General features: G+C 44.7%; 19 protein-coding genes and 1 pseudogene. 2 read left to right on the top strand and 18 right to left on the bottom strand.

All coding sequences use genetic code 11. From position 1 onward, the window contains the following. Window positions 1–156: 156 nt before the first annotated feature. The 13 genes from deoD to trpX all read right to left on the bottom strand — a co-directional run bounded on the left by deoD (window position 157) and on the right by trpX (window position 12,325). Window positions 157–867 (bottom strand): purine-nucleoside phosphorylase, encoded by a 711-nt coding sequence (deoD, locus tag AALA56_RS08040; RefSeq protein WP_369909530.1) that lies wholly within the window; start codon window positions 865–867, stop codon window positions 157–159. A gap of 13 nt (window positions 868–880) precedes the next feature. Next, the gene (locus AALA56_RS08035; RefSeq protein ID WP_369909529.1) at window positions 881–2,110 is read right to left on the bottom strand and encodes a chloride channel protein; all 1,230 of its coding nucleotides are present in this window, start codon (window positions 2,108–2,110) and stop codon (window positions 881–883) included. After that, complete coding sequence (locus tag AALA56_RS08030) at window positions 2,103–2,813, bottom strand: glutamine amidotransferase-related protein (RefSeq protein WP_369909528.1); 711 nt, start codon at window positions 2,811–2,813, stop codon at window positions 2,103–2,105. The genes AALA56_RS08035 and AALA56_RS08030 overlap by 8 nt, the downstream gene beginning before the upstream one ends. A 10-nt stretch (window positions 2,814–2,823) precedes the next feature. After that, entirely contained in the window at window positions 2,824–3,633 is an 810-nt protein-coding gene (locus AALA56_RS08025; RefSeq protein ID WP_369909527.1) for a purine-nucleoside phosphorylase, read from the bottom strand. Next, a complete protein-coding gene (locus AALA56_RS08020; protein ID WP_369909526.1) occupies window positions 3,608–4,165 on the bottom strand; it encodes a dihydrofolate reductase family protein in 558 nt (185 codons plus the stop codon). The genes AALA56_RS08025 and AALA56_RS08020 overlap by 26 nt, the downstream gene beginning before the upstream one ends. A gap of 3 nt (window positions 4,166–4,168) precedes the next feature. Then, the gene (locus AALA56_RS08015; RefSeq protein ID WP_369909525.1) at window positions 4,169–5,380 is read right to left on the bottom strand and encodes a phosphopentomutase; all 1,212 of its coding nucleotides are present in this window, start codon (window positions 5,378–5,380) and stop codon (window positions 4,169–4,171) included. 13 nt (window positions 5,381–5,393) lie between these two features. After that, window positions 5,394–6,065 (bottom strand): ribose-5-phosphate isomerase RpiA, encoded by a 672-nt coding sequence (rpiA, locus tag AALA56_RS08010; protein WP_369909524.1) that lies wholly within the window; start codon window positions 6,063–6,065, stop codon window positions 5,394–5,396. Window positions 6,066–6,224: 159 nt separating this feature from the next. Beyond that, window positions 6,225–6,944, bottom strand: coding sequence for a matrixin family metalloprotease (locus AALA56_RS08005; RefSeq protein WP_369909523.1), 720 nt, complete (start codon window positions 6,942–6,944; stop codon window positions 6,225–6,227). Between the two features lie 117 nt (window positions 6,945–7,061). Beyond that, window positions 7,062–7,856: an alpha/beta hydrolase gene (locus tag AALA56_RS08000; protein ID WP_369909522.1), complete on the bottom strand. Its 795-nt coding sequence runs from the start codon at window positions 7,854–7,856 to the stop codon at window positions 7,062–7,064. Window positions 7,857–7,868: 12 nt separating this feature from the next. Further along, a complete protein-coding gene (locus AALA56_RS07995) occupies window positions 7,869–9,530 on the bottom strand; it encodes a ribonuclease J (RefSeq protein ID WP_369909521.1) in 1,662 nt (553 codons plus the stop codon). A 155-nt stretch (window positions 9,531–9,685) separates the two neighbouring features. Further along, window positions 9,686–10,444: an ABC transporter ATP-binding protein gene (locus tag AALA56_RS07990; RefSeq protein WP_369909520.1), complete on the bottom strand. Its 759-nt coding sequence runs from the start codon at window positions 10,442–10,444 to the stop codon at window positions 9,686–9,688. After that, a complete protein-coding gene (locus AALA56_RS07985; RefSeq protein WP_369909519.1) occupies window positions 10,441–11,310 on the bottom strand; it encodes an ABC transporter permease in 870 nt (289 codons plus the stop codon). Before AALA56_RS07985 ends, AALA56_RS07990 begins: the two co-directional genes overlap by 4 nt. Window positions 11,311–11,329: 19 nt before the next feature. Beyond that, window positions 11,330–12,325, bottom strand: coding sequence for a tryptophan ABC transporter substrate-binding protein (gene trpX, locus AALA56_RS07980; RefSeq protein WP_369909518.1), 996 nt, complete (start codon window positions 12,323–12,325; stop codon window positions 11,330–11,332). 374 nt (window positions 12,326–12,699) lie between these two features. Between trpX and AALA56_RS07975 the strand changes: the two genes are divergently transcribed. Further along, a complete protein-coding gene (locus tag AALA56_RS07975; RefSeq protein ID WP_369909517.1) occupies window positions 12,700–14,364 on the top strand; it encodes an Rqc2 family fibronectin-binding protein in 1,665 nt (554 codons plus the stop codon). 24 nt (window positions 14,365–14,388) lie between these two features. Here the strand turns inward: AALA56_RS07975 and budA are convergent, their stop codons facing one another. The 5 genes from budA to AALA56_RS07950 form a co-directional block, all read right to left on the bottom strand. After that, window positions 14,389–15,108, bottom strand: coding sequence for an acetolactate decarboxylase (gene budA, locus AALA56_RS07970; RefSeq protein WP_369909516.1), 720 nt, complete (start codon window positions 15,106–15,108; stop codon window positions 14,389–14,391). Between the two features lie 11 nt (window positions 15,109–15,119). Continuing rightward, window positions 15,120–16,799, bottom strand: a complete 1,680-nt coding sequence (gene alsS / locus AALA56_RS07965; RefSeq protein ID WP_369909515.1) for an acetolactate synthase AlsS — start codon at window positions 16,797–16,799, stop codon at window positions 15,120–15,122. 122 nt (window positions 16,800–16,921) lie between these two features. Continuing rightward, complete coding sequence (locus AALA56_RS07960; protein WP_369909514.1) at window positions 16,922–18,160, bottom strand: tetratricopeptide repeat protein; 1,239 nt, start codon at window positions 18,158–18,160, stop codon at window positions 16,922–16,924. Continuing rightward, window positions 18,150–19,334: an AI-2E family transporter gene (locus AALA56_RS07955; protein ID WP_115270041.1), complete on the bottom strand. Its 1,185-nt coding sequence runs from the start codon at window positions 19,332–19,334 to the stop codon at window positions 18,150–18,152. The genes AALA56_RS07960 and AALA56_RS07955 overlap by 11 nt, the downstream gene beginning before the upstream one ends. Window positions 19,335–19,346: 12 nt before the next feature. Beyond that, entirely contained in the window at window positions 19,347–19,838 is a 492-nt protein-coding gene (locus AALA56_RS07950; protein WP_369909513.1) for an NUDIX hydrolase, read from the bottom strand. A 162-nt stretch (window positions 19,839–20,000) separates the two neighbouring features. On the opposite strand from AALA56_RS07950, the pseudogene AALA56_RS07945 reads away from it, so the two are divergent. Next, window positions 20,001–20,100 (top strand): annotated as a pseudogene (locus AALA56_RS07945) (fucose isomerase); the annotation flags it as partial.

Raw genomic sequence — 20,100 nt, 5'->3', positions numbered from 1 at the left:
GACTCCTTTTGAATTCAGGAATCAGGTTGCTTAATCATTTTATTATTTCACTGTCTACTTGACAGGGAGCTGTTCAAAATGATAACGAGCGCATGCTTTTAATCTCATTGAAATTAAATTTTGAGTTCAGAGGTTTTCAGCTCTTTTATTCATCACTTAATCGGAAATCAAGGTCTCCAAACCAACTCTCATCATATCTGTGAAGGTTGTTTGGCGCTCTTGTGCTGTCGTGTCCTCATCTGGATTGACCAAGCTGTCTGAGATGGTCATAATACCTAGCGCTTGCACTTTGTGTTTAGCAGCAAGGTAGTAAAGAGCTGCTGCTTCCATCTCAACGGCTTTTACACCCATTTCACCTAGTTTGACGTTGGTGTCTGCAAAGTCTGAGTAAAAAGCGTCAACAGACAAGACACTTCCTGTATGAACAGTCATACCGAGGTCTTTTGCGATATGATAAGCCTTGTCAAGCAATTCAAAGTCAGCGATTTGAGGGAAATCATACAAAGGCCACTCGTTTTTAATCATGCTTGAGGTTGTCGCTGCAGCTTGCGCAAGCACCAAATCACGCACATGAACGTCTTTGTTAAGCGAACCTGCTGTTCCCACACGGATGAGCTTTTTCACCCCATAAAAGGTAATCAACTCTGTGGCATAAATAGAGATAGATGGCATCCCCATCCCTGTCCCCATGACACTGACACGCTCGCCTTTGTAGGTACCTGTATAGCCAAGCATACCACGGACATTGTTAAAGCAGACAGCATCTTCTAGGAAGTTTTCTGCGATAAACTTGGCACGCAAAGGATCACCTGGCAATAAAATCTTATCAGCAATATCACCGACTTTAGCTTCGATATGAATAGACATAAAATAGAACTCCTTAGTTTTCTTTGGTTAAAAATTGGTGTAGTGTGGTGGTCAAAAAGACGCAAAATAAAATGGGAATGAGTAACATTGGGTCTTGTTTGGTAAAGGCAATGGCTAAACCTGCTGAGGTGAGAGGAGCTTTCATGGTCACTGCTAGAAAACTCGCTGCTCCTGCTAACATCAACAGCTCCGGATGTGCAATCCCTAAAAAGGTGTGAGACACTTCAAAGAGCATTAACCCCAATAAACTACCCAAGGCGAAAGAGGGCGTCAAAGTACCTCCGTAAGCTCCTGCTCCAAGACAAAGCAAGACCACAGTCGCTTTGATGACAAATAGGACTGCTGCTCTTGAAAAGTCAATACCATTAAAAGCTTCCTGCACTAGGGCGCTTCCATTTCCCAAAATAGAGGGAAAAATGAGCGCAAAACTCCCTGTCACCAGTGTCGCTAAAGGAAGTGTGTACAAAATCGCCTTATCCTTTTTGCGATAATGGTTTACCTTTTGGGTTAGAGAGCGAAAATAGCCAGCCAAGGGCGCAATCAGAATCGCAAGAAGAACCAGCGCTGGCAGATTGTTGCTTGAAAATGACACCTTTGCCAAATCATACATAGCATGGCTAGTGACGATGGGGTTGGACAGAGCTGTCGCTGCGTAAGTCGTAAAGAGGACGATAACACCGCTTCGCAGTGAAAAGGTCAAGGCAAAGGTCTCAAAGGCAAAGAAAAAGCTAGACAAAGGCACTTGATAAACAGCTGCTAAACCTGCCGAAGCACCGCACACAATCAGCAAATGCTTGTCCTTTAAGGTCAGCGCAAATTGATGTCCAACACGCCCTGCACTCAGCGCCCCAAACTCACGTGGCGCTCCTTCTTTTCCGACAGGACCACCCGCTCCGACAAAGGCAATCTGAACAAAAGTGTGCAGAATATGCTGCCAAAAGCGAGGACGCAGGCTACTTTCTTTGCTACTCGTAGACTGCTCTTTGATAGACACTAGAGCGTGTTTACGCTGCAGGTGATACCAGAAAATAGCGACCAATACCCCCATGACAAAAATAGCAAGCAAGCGTCTAATGGGTGTCGTATGCGTCACCAAGGTCAGAAAATTTTCCATGGATTTGCCATAAGCCAGCCACTCAACGACATTCAAAAGCTCATGCATGAGAATACCACTCAATCCAGCAAAGAAGCTGGTGAGCAACACAGCAAGACAGAGGCGAAGAGTGTAGGGCAATTTAGCCACTGGCAGTCAACTCCTCTAGGAACTGCTTGAGTACAGCATTCATCTGTCTGTAATCATAAGATAGCAGTTCTTCTTTCCCTTGCACAAACTCCTGAGACGCCGATTTTTCATCTAGATTTTCCTCTTGAGCGATTAGGCTTGAGACTAGCTCTTGTGAGAACTCCAGGTGGCATTGAAAAGCATAGTGCTTATCCGCATACTTGATGATCTGACGTGGACAGCCCTCGCTTGTCGCAAGCACCTGCGCCTTAGCCGTCAAGCCTGGCATGTCCCCATGCCAATGCCCAGTTGTCATGACCTCTGGAAAGGCTCGTAGGCACCTATCCTCCAAGCCTTCTTTTGTCAGTTGTATCGGAAAATTACCGATTTCTTGCTGAGGGCTTTTTTCTGTCTTAGCCCCATAGGCTTCGCCCAAAAGCTGCGCTCCAAGACAGACACCGACAACCCACTTGTCCTGTGCTATACAATCCGAAATCAAGCGGATTTCAGCTTGCGCATCAAAGTAAGGACAGTCTGCTAGTGTGGTGCTAGGGCTTTGCGGTCCCCCCATGACAATCAGCATATCAAAGTCAGCGCTAGAGCTTGGCAACTGCTCGCCTAGGTAAAGCCTCGTTACACTTACTTGGTGCTGTTTTTCCCTCGCCCAATCCATGTAGGCACCCGGTGCTTCAAAATCCTCATGAATAATAAAGTGAATATTCATGACAAGCCTCTTACAATTCTGCTAAGATGGCTTTGACTAAGGTCTTGAAGTCTTCTTTGATACGCTCTGTCACAACCACAACTTCCTCATGGTTAAGCTCACTTTGGAAGCCTGCAGCGTGATTAGTGATGGCTGATATACCTAGCACCTTGAGACCTGAATGCGCTGCTACGATAACCTCTGGTACAGTTGACATACCAACAGCGTCAGCTCCAAGAGTCTTGAAAGCACGGATTTCCGATGGCGTCTCATAGCATGGTCCTGTCACGCCGATGTAAACGCCCTCGTCCAGCTTAACACCTAATTTATCAGCAACGGCAAAGGCTGTTTTTCTATAATCTGCTGTGTAGGCATTGGACATATCTGGGAAGCGTGGACCAAAGTCGTCTAAGTTTTCACCGATGAGTGGATTTTGCCCAGTCATATTGATATGGTCTGAAATCGCCATGAGAGTCCCTGGTCCAAAGCCGATACCACCTGCTGCATTGGTTACAAGCACACCCTCGCAACCTAGTGCTTTCATGACACGCACAGGGAAAGTCACAACTTCAAGAGGATTGCCCTCATAAAAATGGAAACGCCCTTGAAGCGCTAACACCTTACGTCCAGCAAGGTCACCGTAGACCAGCTTTCCAGCGTGTCCAACAACAGTTGAACGCCCCCAGTTTGGGATGTCGACATAGTCTAGCACGACAGCATTTTCCACTTCCTCGGCGAGCTCACCCAATCCAGAGCCTAAAATCAGCCCAAACTCAGGTGCTGTCATGCCTTTTTGGCGCAAGAAGTCACAGGTTTCATTGATTTTTTCTACTAATGTCATTATTTTCCTCATTGTTGACTTGATAAATCAGCTCGATAAACTGTCCATGACGGCGACTATCAAGTAGTTTTAGTGTCTGTTCTTTTCGTATATTTTGATAAAGAGAGATGCCCTTACCTAAGATAATAGGGGCAAAGGTGAGGTGGAGTCTGTCTATCAGTCCGCTATTTAAGAGACTAGACACCAGACACCCACCTCCGCACAGCCACATGTCACCACCAGGCTGCGCTTTTAAGCGCCTGACAAAATCCTCGGGATTTTCCGTGATGACCGTGGCATAAGACGTCTCAAAGGGATTTTTCGTAAAGACATAGTTTGTCTTGTCGGGATAAGGGTAGTAAGCCATCTGCTGGTTAATCCAGTCATAGGTCTTACGCCCCATGAGCACCGTGTCAATGCCAGCGTAAAAGTCGCCATAACCATTGTCGCCCTCCCCCTCAACTGCCTCTAACCAATCCACACGCTCATCAAGCGTTGCGATGTAGCCGTCCAAACTAAGCCCTAGGTAAGCGATGAGTTTTCTGCTTTGCATGCTTTATACCAATTTATCTAAGAAAGATTCTCCAATCATGGCTTTTTCAACGCCAAAGTTTTCTGCAATCGTCGCTGAAATGTCCGCATAGTGTCCTACTGGCAGTACACCGCTACCTTTGAAAGCTTTGCTGTAAGCAAGGAGTGGCACGTATTCACGTGTGTGGTCTGTTCCAGCATAAGTTGGGTCATTACCATGGTCAGCTGTGATTAAGAGCAGATCCTTGTCACCCATATTGTCGACAATTTCTGGCAAGCGCTTATCAAAGTCATGCAAGCAATCACGATAGCCATGCGGGTCACGGCGATGTCCGTAAAGCGCATCAAAATCGACTAAGTTGGTAAAGGAGAAACCACGCTTAAACTCAGCAAGGTTAAGGGTTTTAATCAAGGTATCCACACCGTGCATGTTTGACTTGTTGTGTCCCATGTCGTGGTTGATACCAGCTCCATTAAAGATATCATTAATCTTTCCGATAGCATAGGTGTCAATACCAGCTTCATTGAGCTTATCGAGCACCGTTGGTGCAAATGGAGACACCGCATAGTCATGACGATTAGCCGTACGAGTGAAATTGCCAGGCTCTCCCACATAAGGGCGAGCAATGATACGTCCTAGAAGCGCTGGGCGCTCAAGTGTGATAGAGCGTGCATACTCACAGATACGGTAAAGATCGTCTAGCGGGATAATGTCCTCGTGCGCTGCAATTTGAAGAACTGGGTCAGCAGATGTGTAGATAATCAACTCACCAGTTTCCATCTGACGAGGACCAAAGTCCTCGATAACAGCAGTTCCTGAGTAAGGTTTGTTGGCTTCACGGATGACCTTGCGTCCAGAAAATGCCTCGATTTTAGTAATGATGTCTTCTGGAAAACCATTCCAAAACGTATCAAACGGCTCTGTGATGTTGAGCCCCATGATTTCCCAGTGACCAGTCATGGTGTCTTTACCAAGAGACACTTCTTCTAGCTTAGTTGCATAGCCTGTTGGCTGGTCATTTTGTGGCACTGTTTGAAGGGCTTGAGGGCGTGGGATATTCCCTAGACCAATCTCAGCCATGTGTGGCACATCAAGTCCAACTGTTTTTGAGATGTGTCCCAAGGTGTCAGAGGCACCGTCAGGAACACCAGCGTTGGCAAAGTTATTGGCATCAGGGCTTGCCCCAATCCCAACAGAATCTAATACAACAAGATGAATACGTTCAAACGTTGACATAATTGTCTCCTTTTTATGCTTCTAGTACTGTGACGCCGTCTTTTCCAGCGACAATCACTTTATTGACCATACCGTTAAATAAACCGTGTTCAACAACACCAACAGTCGTGTCCAGCATGCTAGCAAAAGCTACAGGGTCATCGATTTTGCCGAGGTCAAAGTCAATGATGAAATTGCCCATATCTGTCACAAAGCGCTGACCGTCCTGCTCACGAAAGGCTGGCTTGTAGCCTTTTTCAGCAAAGACACGTAAAAGACGCTCTGCACCGTACTGAACCACCTCAACAGGCAACTTGAAAGCGCCAAGGTGTTTAACAACCTTGCTCTCATCAACCACCCAGATGTATTCTTTGGTCGGTGTGGCAACGATTTTTTCCATGAGAAGAGCGCCACCGCCCCCTTTGATACCGTTGAAGTCTGGATCCACCTCATCAGCGCCGTCAACCGTCACGTCGATACTGTCAATCTCATCTACTGATTTCAGCGGAATACCAAGACTCTCTGCCTGCGCTGTCGTGCGGTTAGAGGTTGTGACACCAACCACTTTGAGCCCTTCTTCTTGGACACGACGTCCGATTTCCTCAACGAAATAATAAGCGGTTGAGCCTGTGCCTAGACCTACTGTCATACCATCTTTGACATACTGCGCTGCTGTAACACCAGCAATTTTTTTAAGTTCTTCCATAGCTACTCCTAATTCTAATCATTAACTGCGCTTTGACGATTCATCAAAAGCCTCTAATGATTCTATTATACCATTTTTTAGCCTGTATGACAGCATTTTCATGCTAGTATTTACAGCTAAAAAGCAGGCAAAGCCTGCTTGAAAAGATATCCAATAAAACTAGTTTTCTTGATAGAGTTTATTGACAGCTGCTATGTCCACTTGCTGGATGCCATAGTAAGAACCAGATGACTGCATGACAGAGTCTTCGTTGTCATCGTGGGATAGACCAATGGCGTGCCCCAGCTCATGCTCAGCTGTATTGACAATGCGCTCATAAGTGTAGCCAAAGTCATTGTCTAAAAGATAATAACGATTGAGTTTTACGTCAACATGCGTGATATGGTTGGTCAAGCTATTGGTTTTGAGCTCTGCGAGCCCTGCTGCTTGACTGCTGCTGTCTGACTCATCGGTCAAAATGATTTGAGCGTCACTTTTATTCGTCACTTGTGTGAAGGTGAAGCTTCCTGTGGCATTCCAATTTGCTAGAGCTTCTTGGTAGGCTGCCACTAAGGTAGCGTCGGTTGAGGCGATGTAAACTGTTGCTTTTGGATGCGTCCAGCGTGCACCGTCATAGGTCACAAAATCATCTGTTGAGAGATGAGAGAGCGTTTGTTTGAGTTCAGATGCTGACGTTGAACTAAAAAAATTGGATACGGTCTCTCTTATCTGAAAGATAGATTGGGCAAGAGCAGAATTACTGTGTTCGGCGTAAAAATTGATTGCAAATAGAATCACACCAAGCACAAAAGCTGTCTTGACAATTCCCCAAAACAAGCGCCAAACAAGCCGTACAATAGCTCGTGGAATGGCAAATAACATTCTAAAAATGGATGTCATACAAAATCTCACAATCTATTTTCATAAAATCTTGACCCTCATTATAACAAACTTTTGTGACAAGACAAAAGCAAAACATTACAAACCACACGACCAAGCGAGACATTTATGACTTTTTTAAGACAAGCGTTCTTCTTTTTTATAGTCAATCGGTAGCCACTCAAAGAGTTTTTCCAATTGCTTGTTCCAATAATACCACTCGTGCTTGCCGTGGTCTTTATGGTACTCAATGTCTAAGCCAAGCTCTGTAAAGCCTTTGACCGCTCTTTCATTGAGTTCAAAGAGGAAATCCTCATACCCACACCAAGCGTAATACTTGGTTTTCTTATCAGAAGCTTCCGCCATAGTGGATAAACTATGCTGTTCAAAGTTTTCAGGCATCAGCTCTCCAAAAATCCCTTCCCAGTAAGCTGGTGTAGTATTGGTATCATTGAGCGCTAAAGCCAGCATATCGTAAGAATAGCCTAAAGCACCAGAAAAAGAAGCGGCATGAGAGAAACGATTGGTTTTCATGGCAATCTTGTAAGCGCCGTAGCCACCCATAGAAAGCCCTGCAATAAAGGTTTTCTCACGCTTTGTGGTCATATTTGGGAAAAAGCGCTGCAAAACTTGTGGCAACTCAAGTGCAATCGCATCATAGTAAGCCATTTGATACTTGGTATTGGTGTACCAAGCAAGGTCTGTCGAGGGCATAACCACAATCAGATTGGTGTGGCGCAAAAGCCGCTCGATGTCTGTTCGTTTTTGCCATGAGTTTTCATTGCCACCCATGCCATGGAGCAGATACAAAACAGGAATATCTGTATCATCCACCTCTGACTCGTCAATATCAAAACCATCTGGGTAAATGACATTGACCCAGCGCTCCATTGCAAGCGCCTTTGAATGGTATTCAATCTTTAAAAATGCCATAATCTTGCCTCCTTAACGCACTTCCATGACAACAGGAAGAATAGCTGGGCGACGTTTAGTTTGCTCAAAGAGAAACTTGCTGATGTCATCACGCACCGCACTCTTTAGCTCACCCCAGTCAAAGGTGTCCTGCGCCAAGTAATTTTCAACGCTGGCATTGACCACCTCAGCCCCTTCACGTAAAATGTCACGGCTCTTTTTAACGTAGACAAAACCACGTGTGTGCACTTTAGCTTTAGAGACGATTTTCTTTTCTTTTTTATTGACCGTGATGGCAACGATAAAGATACCGTCCTCTGAGAGCACCTTGCGGTCACGTAAAACGATATTACCAACGTCACCGATAGCATTTCCATCAATCATCACATCACTAGCAGCGATCCCCCCCTCGTGGACAAAGCCGTCTTCATGAAGCACCATGACGTCCCCACGTTTGACGATATAGATGTTTTCTGGAAACATCCCCACTTCCTGAGCCAGACTAGCGTGAGCCGCCAAATCACGATACTCCCCTTGGATAGGGAAGAGATATTGTGGTTTTAGAAGGTTAAGCATGAGCTGAAGGTCACGTCCGTTGGCATGACCAGACACACGCAAGTCTTGCGTGATGACTTTGACTGTCCCGCCTGCCTTGTAAATCAAGTTTTCTGTACGAGCAACGAGCGCTTCTTGAGCAATACTTGGCGTTGTGACGATAAAGACAAGGTCGCCCTCTTTAATCTCAACATAGCGGTGGCGTCCAATCGCCATCTTTTGAAGCCCGTGAATTGGCTCACCCATACGTCCTGTCTCAAGAATAACCAGCTCATTGTCTGCAAAACGGCTCATATCTTTGGGTTTGATGAGGAGTTGGCTATCCTCCAGATGGATTTTTTTCATGCGAATGGCTGTGCGGACGATATTTTCTACGTCAAATCCAGTCAAGACCACCTTACGTCCGTACTCTGCTGCCGCATCAAAAACCTGCTGAATACGCACCAAGTTGCTGGCTACCGCTGCTACAATGACACGTCCTTCAGCGCTTCCGATGACATTATCAATCTCATCTCCTACTTCAAACTCACTCGCAGTCTGCTCGGTGCTGCTAGCATTTGCCGAGTCTGAAAGAAGAGCTAAGACACCTTCACGTCCAATCTCAGCTAGACGTCCAAGGTCTGTTTGGTAATATTTTCTAGCCGCTTGGTCAAACTTGAAATCGCCTGTGTAGACGATGTTGCCCTCTTTTGTCCCCACGACAATCCCCATACTTTCTGGGATAGAGTGTGTGGTCTTAAAGAAAGAGATCACAGCGTCTTGAAACTCAATCTCGGTTTCACTGTCAATCACGTGGAAATTATTGAACTTTTTAACAGAGCTGTTGTTTTTAACAAAAAGTTTTGCCAATTCTATAGTCAAAGGTGAGCCAAACACAGGTGCACGCACTTCTGAGATGATGTAAGGCAAAGCACCAATAGCGTCGGCATGCCCGTGGGTTAAAAAGATCCCCTGCACACGCTTTTTGTTCTCAATCAGATACTCCAAGTTGGGAATGACCACATCCACACCGAGCTGTTCATTTTCTGGGTATTTCAGCCCAGCGTCGAGGACAAAAATTGAGTCGTTGACTTCTACGATGTATAGATTTTTACCATTTTCACGAACACCTCCCAGTGCCATGATTTTGATATCTTCCATTTGTTTTTACTCCTTAATTGTTTTCATTTACATACGGTCCTTGCCCTTAGCAAGTCGATTTATAGCTCTTCTATTATACCATAATTTAACAAAACTTTCTCTTAAGGGCTGTAAAACGCTAAAAAAGACTAGTTTTCACTAGTCTTTTCATAATCTTAGTCAAACAACTGGTAATAGTCTGTGATGGTCATTTCTTGTTTTTGTGCTTGATTTAGGTCAGAGACGATTTTGCCGTCTTTCATGACGAGGACACGATTACCGTACTTGAGAGCGTCCTCCATGTGGTGGGTAATCATGAGCGCTGTCAGCTTATCCCCAGACACAAACTCATCGGTCAAGTTCATCAATGACACGCTGGTTTTAGGGTCAAGCGCCGCCGTATGCTCATCAAGGAGTAAGAGCTCAGGACGCTGCAAAGTCGCCATCAAAAGGCTAAGCGCCTGACGTTGACCACCTGATAGAAGCCCTGTCGGCGTCTCCAAATGCTTTTCTAAGCCATTGCCTGTTTTTTGCACTAATTGCTCAAACTCTTCTTGATAGTGATGGATACGACGTGGCACAAAACCACGTTTTTGCCCACGGAATTTGGCAATGAGGAGATTTTCAGCGACAGTCATTCGCGGCGCTGTTCCTATCTTAGGATCTTGAAAGACACGAGCAAGATAGTTAGCACGTTTTTGCGCAGGCAAGTGCGTCACGTCTTCTCCGAGAATGGAAATGCTACCGCTTGTTAGCATGAGTGTGCCTGCAATGACATTGAACAAGGTTGATTTTCCAGCACCATTTCCCCCTAAGATGGTAATGAAATCGTGCTCATAAATGGTTAGATTGACATGATCAAGAATGGTCTTGACCTCATCAAAGCCGTTATTGACTTGGACAGTTGCATCTTTTAACTCGACAATTGTTTTCATCTTGACAACCTCATCCCTTTAAAAATCTTTTGCTTGAGTACTGGCACCATGAGGCAAATAGCAAGCACAATGGCGCTGAACAACTTGAGGTAATTGGTATTAAAACCTAGGGCGATAACTGCTGTGATTAAAAATTGATATAAGATAGAGCCAATCACAATAGCAATCAAACGCTCAAGAAGCGTCAAGCTAGTCGAGTAGAGCACCTCACCAATGATAATGCTAGCAAGCCCGATAACGATGACACCAATCCCTTTAGACACGTCCGCATAGCCGTCTTGCTGGCTGACAAGAGCACCTGATAATGCAATCAAGCCGTTTGAGACGACAAGTCCCATAACCTCCATGCGGTCGGTGTTGATACCAAAACTCTTTGCCATCTCTGGATTATCTCCCGTTGCGATGTAGGCTTGCCCCAAGCGTGTGTAGAGAAAGTAGAGCACACAACTAATAACCAGCACAACCGCAAGCAGCCCCAAAACCAACAAATTGACATCGTCGCTAAATGGCAGATAATCTTGCAGTGTCTTGTGGTCAGACAGCCCCAAGTTTGCTCGTCCCATGACCATGAGCATGACTGAGTTACATGAGGTCATGACTAGAATCCCAGCTAGAAGCGTTGGAATCTTGCCCTTGGTGTAGAGGAGTCCTGTGACCAGACCAGCAAGCATTCCTGCAATCATGCCCGCTAGCGTTGCCAATAAAGGATTGACATTGCTATTGATAAGAGTCACTGTAACCGCTCCTCCAAGCGGAAAAGAACCTTCTGTCGTCATATCTGGAAAATTTAAAATCCTAAAGGTCAGATAAATCCCTAACCCCAACACTCCCCAGAGCAAGCCCTGTGATACAGATGAAATAATCATAATCTTCTCTTTCTAATCCTTATTCTTTAACCGCAATATCTGCTTTTTTGAGCAGCTCATCAGAGATGGTAATATCTAGCAACTTAGCTGCCTTCAAGTTCAGCGTTGCTGTCCCTGTGTCGACAACCTTAACAGGAACATCTGCTACTTTTTGACCTGCTAATAGCTTAACCGCAACCTTAGCTGTCTCTGTTCCAAGACCGTACTGACTTTGTGCGATAGAGCCGATACTGCCTTGCTTGACCATGGTATCGACACTTGAGTAGACTGGGATTTTAGCGCTATTTGCTTCATTGACAACGGTCGTGAAAGCACTTGCGATGGTATTGTCTTGTGGGACAAAGACTGCATCGACTTGTCCAATCATGACAGACATGGTGGTTTTGATTTCATTGGTTGTCGGTACTGCGTATTCTTTGACGCTTAAGCCTGCTTTTTGAGCGTACTTTTTAAACTGTGCGACTTGTGAGACGGAATTGTCCTCGCTACTAGCGTAGAGTACACCGATGGTTTTGGCAGATGGTGTCACCTCTTGGATAAGCTCCACTGTTTGCTTGATAGGAACTTGGTTAGAGACACCTGTCACATTGCCCTCTGGTTTTTTGAGATTTTTGACCAGCTTTGCACCAACTGGGTCTGAGATAGCTCCCATGACAACTGGGATATCCTTGGTCGCTGACGCTAAGCCTTGAGCTGCTGGTGTCGCAATACCAATGACCACGTCATTTTTAGCAGCGACTAACTGCTTACTCATGGTTTGAATCTTACTTTGGTCGCCTTCGGCATTAAGCACAGTAAGTTTAATATTGTCACCAGAATAACCTGCGTCTTTCAAGCCGTCTACAATCCCACGCTCAATCTCATCCAGTGCATCATGGGTCACATACTGCAAGATACCGACCTTGACGACCTTATTTTTACTGCTTGCTTGGTTACTTGTCGCGTCATAAATGAGCGAGCCACAAACCAAGACCACTAAACCGATTAACGTTGCGATTAACGCTTTATTTTTCATGTTTTGCCTCCTAATAACTACTATTTCTTCATCGTAAACTTCAAAAAACAAAAAGCGCCTGATAGACTACTACCATGCGCTATACTGATAATAAGACTAGCGCATAGATACGTTTTTGAAGTACACAAAAGGCGTATCTATGCTTACCATAAATACAACCTCATCTACGCCAGCTTTGCCATGCTTTTAAGATTGTTCTTGTCATGCTAGCCTCCTTTTCTAAACTGAAATATACTATACTCTTAATTATACACTATATTCTGAAAATTTCAAGCATTTTTTTAAGCGAATCTTTAGATAGTCCTATGTTATAATAGAATACAAGTAAGTTTAGAGGGAGGAAACAGAAAAACAGCGTTTTTTCTGAAATCATTATGTCTTTTGATGGCTTTTTCCTACATTATTTAACAGAAGAACTAAAAGAGCAAATCCTTTATGGGCGTATCCAAAAGGTCAATCAGCCTTTTGAGCGTGAGATGGTACTAACCATTCGCAACAATCGCCAAAATTACAAGCTGCTCCTATCTGCTCATCCTGTTTTTGGGCGCATCCAAGTCACTAAAAACGACTTTCAAAATCCAAAGCAGCCAAACACTTTTACCATGATTATGCGTAAGTATCTGCAAGGGGCGGTCATTGAGGATATTAGGCAAATCGAAAACGACCGTATCCTTGAGATGACAGTCTCCAATAAAAATGAAATCGGGGACGACATCCAAGTGACGCTCATCGTTGAAATCATGGGCAAGCATAGCAACATCCTCTTAGTCGATAAAAACGAGGGCAAGATTATCGAATCTATCAAGCATGTCGGCTTTTCACAAAATAGCTACCGCACCATTTTACCTGGTGCAAGTTATATCACACCGCCCAAGACCGACGCTAAAAATCCTTTTGACATCTCGGATGAAGCTTTGTTTGAGATATTAAAAACGCAAGAGCTGACGCCAAAAAACATTCAGATGTCCTTTCAAGGTTTGGGGCGAGATACAGCAAATGAGCTAGCAAAGCTCCTAACAGCTTCAGAGCAAGAAACCCTAAAAGCCTTTCGCACTTTCTTTGAAAAGTCTCTTGAGCCTAGTCTGACAACAAAGTCTTTTTCTGCTGTGCATTTTTCAGATAGCCAGCAGAGCTTTGATAGTCTAGGTGAGTTATTAGATTATTATTACAAAGATAAGGCGGAGCGTGATCGTATCATCCAGCAGGCAAGTGACCTTATTCACCGTGTCCAGACAGAGCTGGACAAGAATATCAAAAAACTAGCTAAGCAAGAAAAAGAGCTCAAGGCAACTGCTTCAGCCGAGGAATTCCGCCAAAAAGGCGAATTGCTGACAACTTATCTGTCTATGGTGCCAAACGATAAGGACAGTGTCGAGTTGGACAACTACTACACCAACCAAAAAATCACCATTGCTCTTGATAAATCACTGACGCCTAGCCAAAATGCGCAGCGCTACTTTAAAAAATACCAAAAATTAAAAGAAGCGGTGAAGCACCTGGCCACTATTATTGAGGAGACTAAGCACACCATCAGCTATCTGGAGAGTGTCGAGACTGCACTCAGCCAAGCGTCACTTGCGACCATCGCTGATATTCGAGACGAGCTGGTTCAGACAGGCTTTATCAAGCGCCGCAGCCACGATAAGCGACAAGTGCGTCAAAAGCCTGAGCAGTATTTGGCAACGGATGGCAAGACGATTCTTCTTGTAGGGCGTAATAACCTACAAAATGACGAGCTGACCTTTAAAATGGCGAAAAAAGGCGAACTATGGTTTCACGCTAAGGACATTCCAGGAAGTCACGTCCTTATCCGTGACAATCTCAACCCTAGCGACCAAGTCAAAACAGATGCTGCTGAGCTGGCTGCCTACTACTCCAAAGCTCGCCTGTCAAACCTCGTGCAAGTGGATATGATTGAAGCCAAGCGCCTCAACAAACCAACAGGCGCTAAACCAGGATTTGTCACCTACACCGGTCAAAAGACCCTGCGGGTCACACCAGACAAAGACAAAATCGAGAATATGCGTATACAGAAATAAGACTGGAAATTCCAGTCTTATTTTTTATTCACTCTTACCAATATCGTCTTTTAACTCGTCCATGTTGAACTTGGCAAAGAGATACTTGCGGTCTTGGACAGGAAAGCGCTGATCAAGCTGGTCAACAGCTCCCACCTCAACGATACCTTCTGAGATAACAAAGTCCATCACATGCCCACCAAACGTGTGGTCAGCTGAGATAAAGTGCAAGTGGTAGCCTGCCACACTCACTCCGTGAAACATCTCTGGCGTCCAAATACCGACAATCGTTCCATAGACATTGTCCTGCGTGTACTCTGGCTGATGTGTTGCCACCTCTGCAAACTTACGGTCAGAGGTAGACTTTGGAATCATGCGCACATGCATGCGTGCAAAATGCCCTGTGATTTTAATAGAACGAAAGAGATTGACCCCGTCATAATAAGACTCAATGCGCTTTTCCAACTCTTTATCAGACATCTCAAAGCGTTGTTTGAAAATCACCTCGGCTTCATGAGGGACGACAGCGGCGTAGGGAACCTTGACATCCTCAGACACTTCAACGACCTCTACACGACCATCTGAGCCTTTTGCCTGATAAGCCTTGCCATCTAGCACAATCAACTCACCGTCAATAGAATCCAGTGTCCCAATCCCCAAATCACCGTGCTCTAGCAACTCACCGATAGTCAAAGTCCCACCGTAAAGCCCTGCCATCAAAGCACTGAGCGTATTGTATTGAAAAAGTTTAATCGCTTCTGACATAATTTCCTCTTTTAGTAAAATTCATCTGGTAAAATGGTCTCACCCAAGCTAATATTGTCTTTATAGTCAATCGGCACATCAATCAAGACTGGACCATTCTGCGCTTCAGTAAGCGCTTCTTGTAAAAGCTCTTCAAAGCTTTCTTTGCTGTTAGCTCGAAAGCCTTTAGCACCAAAGCTTTCAGCGTATTTGACAAAGTCAACTGGTCCAAAGTCAACGCCTGATGAGCGTCCGTACTTCATCTCTTCTTGGAATTCGACCATATTGTACTTGCCATCGTTCCAGATGATGTGCACAATCGGCAACTTCAAGCGCACAGCCGTCTCAAGCTCTTGCCCTGAAAAGAGAAAGCCACCGTCTCCAGAGATAGAGACAATTGTCTCATTTGGGCGAACAAGCGCTGCGGCAATCGCCCAAGGCAAAGCCACACCTAGCGTTTGCATACCGTTTGAAAAGAGCAAATGACGAGCTTCGTAGGACTTGAAATAGCGTGCCATCCAGATGTAGTGACTACCGACATCCACGGTCACTGTCATCTCGTCTGTGACATGCGCCTGCAAACTGTCAATGACATCAAGCGGGTGCACCAAGCCATTCTTAGTTGCATTGCGGTCAAACTTGACGTCCTCGACCACATTTTCACGCAGACCTCGAAGGTAATTGCGAGACCCCTGATTGAGCTCATAACCCTTGATAGCTGGCAATAATAAATCCAAAGTATCTGCAATATCACCAATCAGCTCACGCTCTGGTTGGAAATACGTATCAATCTCCGCCTTAGCCACGTCAATAACGATAATACGAGCAGAAATCTCCGCATTCCAGTTGCGTGCCTCGTATTCAATCGGGTCGTAACCAATAGCGATAACAAGGTCAGCTCGTTTTAAGAGCATGTCTCCAGGCTGATTGCGAAAGAGACCAACACGACCAAAGAAAGTATCTTCCTCCAAATCACGAGACACGATACCAGCGCCTTGGAAGGTTTCAACGACAGGCAATTTCACCGCTTCTAACAAACAGCGAATAGCTGCGGTTACTCTCTCTGTCGACGCACCATTTCCCAGAAGAAAGACTGGTAAAACAGCATTGCGAATGGCTTGCGCTAGGTAGTTGATGTCAGCTACCGATGCCGAGCCAAGCTTAGGGTCTGTCAGTGGCTTAATCGCCTTGACAGAAACGGTGCTATCTGTCACATCCTGTGGAATGGAGAGGAAGCTAGCGCCTGGTTTTCCAGATTTTGCTTGACGATAAGCGTTGGCAATGGTCTCTGACAAAGTGTTGGGGTCGTGAACCTCTGCTGCATACTTAGTGATAGGCTCTAGCATAGCGACATTGTTCATAGACTGGTGGGCACGCTTATGCAAATCCCCACGCTTGACCTGACCGCTGATAGCAAGGATTGGGTCGCCCTCATCTGTCGCTGTCACAAGCCCTGTCGCAAGGTTTGATACCCCTGGTCCACTTGTTGTAATCACAACACCTGGATCCCCTGTGATACGTCCAATCCCCTGTGCCATAAAGGCTGCATTTTGCTCATGACGTGCCACGATAAGCTTTGGTCCCTTGTCCTCTAAAGTGTCAAAGACACGGTCAATCTTTGCCCCTGGAATACCAAAGACATACTCAACGTTATGATTGATGAGACTATCAACAATTAAATCCGCACCATACTGTTTTTTAGCTTCTGTCATACCATACTTCTCCTTACTTGATAAGCGCTAAAAATCATCTTTCTAGATAATTTCACAAACTTATCTTCATTATAACATAGAATATAGCTAAGTTTGTCAAAAAAGTTTGTGAATTTTTTTACCTAATCAAGACGGAGATTTTCCAAGAAATCAGCCATAGCCATGTCATCAGGAACGAGTGTGAGATAGTGCTCTGCTATTTTCTGCGCCTGCTTGCGGTAGCCATACTCATAGAGGAGATAAGCATAGTCCTGCAGAAACTCTGGATTGTCATACAGGTCAGCCTCCAAATCATGGTAAGCCTCGTAGGCTTTGTCCTCGTCCTCTAGCTGGCGATAAGCCTTTGCTATATTCCATTTGGTCAAGACATGGTCAATGGCTTCATCATCCAGCGCCACTACATCTTCGTAGCGCTCTTCCTCAAGATAGAGATTGCTCAATCGCATGAGCACTTCCTCAGTGTCATCTGACACCTGCTTAGCCTCTAGCAAATAGCTCTCTGCTGAGCGGCTATCGTGCTGCTCGTAGGACAGTTGTGACGCTAAGAGCAAAAGATTGCTATCAAAACTATTCTTAGACAGCCCTTGCTGTACGACACGTAGCGCCTCGCTGCCTTGATTTTCTTTTTGCAAAGAAAGCGCATAGACGTACTCATAGCCGTCAAAGTCTGGATTCATAGTCTCAAGCTGCTTAAAGTAGAGATTGGCTTTTTGATATTCCTCCATATCATAGAGAATAACAGCCAACTCAAAGACCGTCTGGTCATCATACTCAATCTCAATAGCCTTCTCTAAAAACTCAACGGCAGCCTCAAACTTACCAAGTGCAGCGTAAGCATGTCCGATACGCTGATAGGTAGAGATACCCGTCAACTCTAAAATCTCACGATTATCCAGTTGTGCGTAGTAATCAATCGCTTCCTTAAAATGCCCAAGGTCTAAATCAAGCTCCGCCAAACCAAAGAGTACAAGCGGGTCTGGACTGATGTCTGCCGCTAGAAGCAATTTCTCACGAGCCACATCCGTCAATCCCTCCATATCATAGAGGTCAGCCATGACAAGAAGTGCAGACACATAGTCTGGACTGGTCTCATCGATAGCGTCAAGGTACAAAAAAGCTTCTGTCAGGTCATCATCCTCTGCTGCAATCTGCGCTAAGTTGACATTGACCTCTGGGAAACGTTCACGAAGTTTAAGGTAAATTTGCTTTGCTTGTGGCAAAAAACCGATACTCTCTAGGTAAGCTCCAAGGTCTAACAACATCTCGTCGTCATCTTCTTTGAGCGCTCGCTCAAAATATTTATTGGCATGTGTTAAGTCTTGATTGCTGAGTGCTGCAATCATTTTTTCACTATTTTGCATGAGTGCTATCACTTCCTTCCTCGATTTGATTTTCTTCCTCATACAAGCCACTGATACTCTTGTACCAGTCAAATAATTCTTTGACAATAACTTTGACAGAAGCGTAGACAGGTATGCCTAAAAAGACACCCCAAATGCCAAACATCGAACCTGCTGTCAATAAAATCAACATAATGGTTATCGGATGGATATTGAGCTTAGTTCCCAAAACAAGCGGTGACACAAAACGTCCCTCGATGGTCTGCTCAATAACAAAGACAATGGCAACCTTGACCACCATGATTGGACCTGCTACAATGGCAAGGATAAAGACAGGGACCTGCGCTAGAAAACTCCCCAGATAAGGCACCATATTTAAGATACCTGCGATAATCCCTAAGGTCACACCGTAGCGAAGACCAACAATACTATACATGACACCAAACATGATACCAACGACAATGGCAACCATGACTTGTCCTTGCACATAGCCAGCTAGTTGTGTATTGACATCGCTTAGGATACGTGAAATGGAGGTACGTGTACGTGTTGGCAAGACTTTTAAAATGCCACCTTTCATGGTGTGTCCATCACGTAGCAAATAAAAGAGAATAAACGGTGCAATGATGACCGCTACTGTCACTCTCGCAAAGGTGCTAGCAAAATTGCTCGCCCAAGACAGCGCATTTTTAGAAATGCTTTCAGCATAATCCACTGCCTTAGTGCTGATATTGCTAAGCGTGTCTTGCAATTGCCCTTGATAATTCTTCAAGAATGGATGGTCTAAAAACTGATTGATTTCTTTATTGACCGTTTGGATATAAGCTGGTAAATCATCAATAAAGGTCGTTAGCTGACGAGTAATCATAGGAATGACATTGGCACCAGCCCAGACAAGGAGCGCAGCTATGCCAGCAAAAACTAGGAAAATAGCGAGCGTCCGCCCAACCCCTTTTTTCTCAAGCCAATCAACTAACGGCTTTAAGAGATAGTAAAGAAGAGCTGAGATGACAAGCGGCAGCATGATAATGCTGACAAAGTCTAAAACAGGTGCAAAGAGCGGAGATAGCTTGACCAAGACCAAACCTGTCAAACCGACCAAAAGCGTGATAAGAACAGCCGTCACGGCTTGATTGTTCAAAATCCACTTAAAAAACCATGTATCCGAAAAGCGTTTATCTGAATGTTGCTTCATTGACAAATCTCCTTAGTTTGTTTTTCTATCATAAAAGGTAACATTTTTTTCGATGAGCTTTTGCTGACTATCATAGCGAAACTTCGCTGAGAAAAAGGGAACATCCTCTAAAATCCACTTAAAAATCTCATAATCCCCCTCCCAAGTCGGCATGGTAAGCACCTTGTCATAAGGAATCCAAGCTAGCGTCCCCTCACGAGACTCCTCATCAGAGATAAGCTCTCCCTCAAAACCAGTCACTTTAAAAACATAAGTGTACCAATCATGCCCAGGCGTGAAATCTGGAAAAGTGATAATCCCCTTAAAATCCATCTCCGTCACCGTCAAGTGCGTCTCCTCAAGAATTTCACGACGAGCGCACTCATCAGGCGTCTCCCCTGCTTCTAACTTTCCGCCAACTGATATCCACTTTCCCTCATGAACATCATTAGGCTTTTTATTACGGTGAAGCAATAACAATTCCCTACCATTATCAATATAACAAATCGTCGCTAATTTCGTCATCTTTCTTTCCTTTTAATGCATTGTCCTCTTCATTATAACAAAATTTTCCCCCAAGCTCGAAGAAAAGGTATGTTCTTTCCTATGTATAACGAAAAAGCCTTCACTCACTGAACTGCACCCCAAAAGTTAGACAAACAATCTAACGAATGGGGTGCTTTTCTTATGAAATTAAGTTACAAAGATAAAGTAGAAATTTATCATTTACGTAAATCAGGCTGGTCTTGGCCACATCTTTCTGATAAATTCGGAGTCAATCAATCTG

Origin of the sequence: Streptococcus hyointestinalis, assembly GCF_041225505.1 — a bacterium.
In the GTDB taxonomy this organism is placed as follows: Bacteria; Bacillota; Bacilli; order Lactobacillales; family Streptococcaceae; genus Streptococcus; species Streptococcus hyointestinalis_B.
Note: the sequence above shows the minus strand (reverse complement) of the source record. Positions and strands in the feature narration are given on the sequence as shown.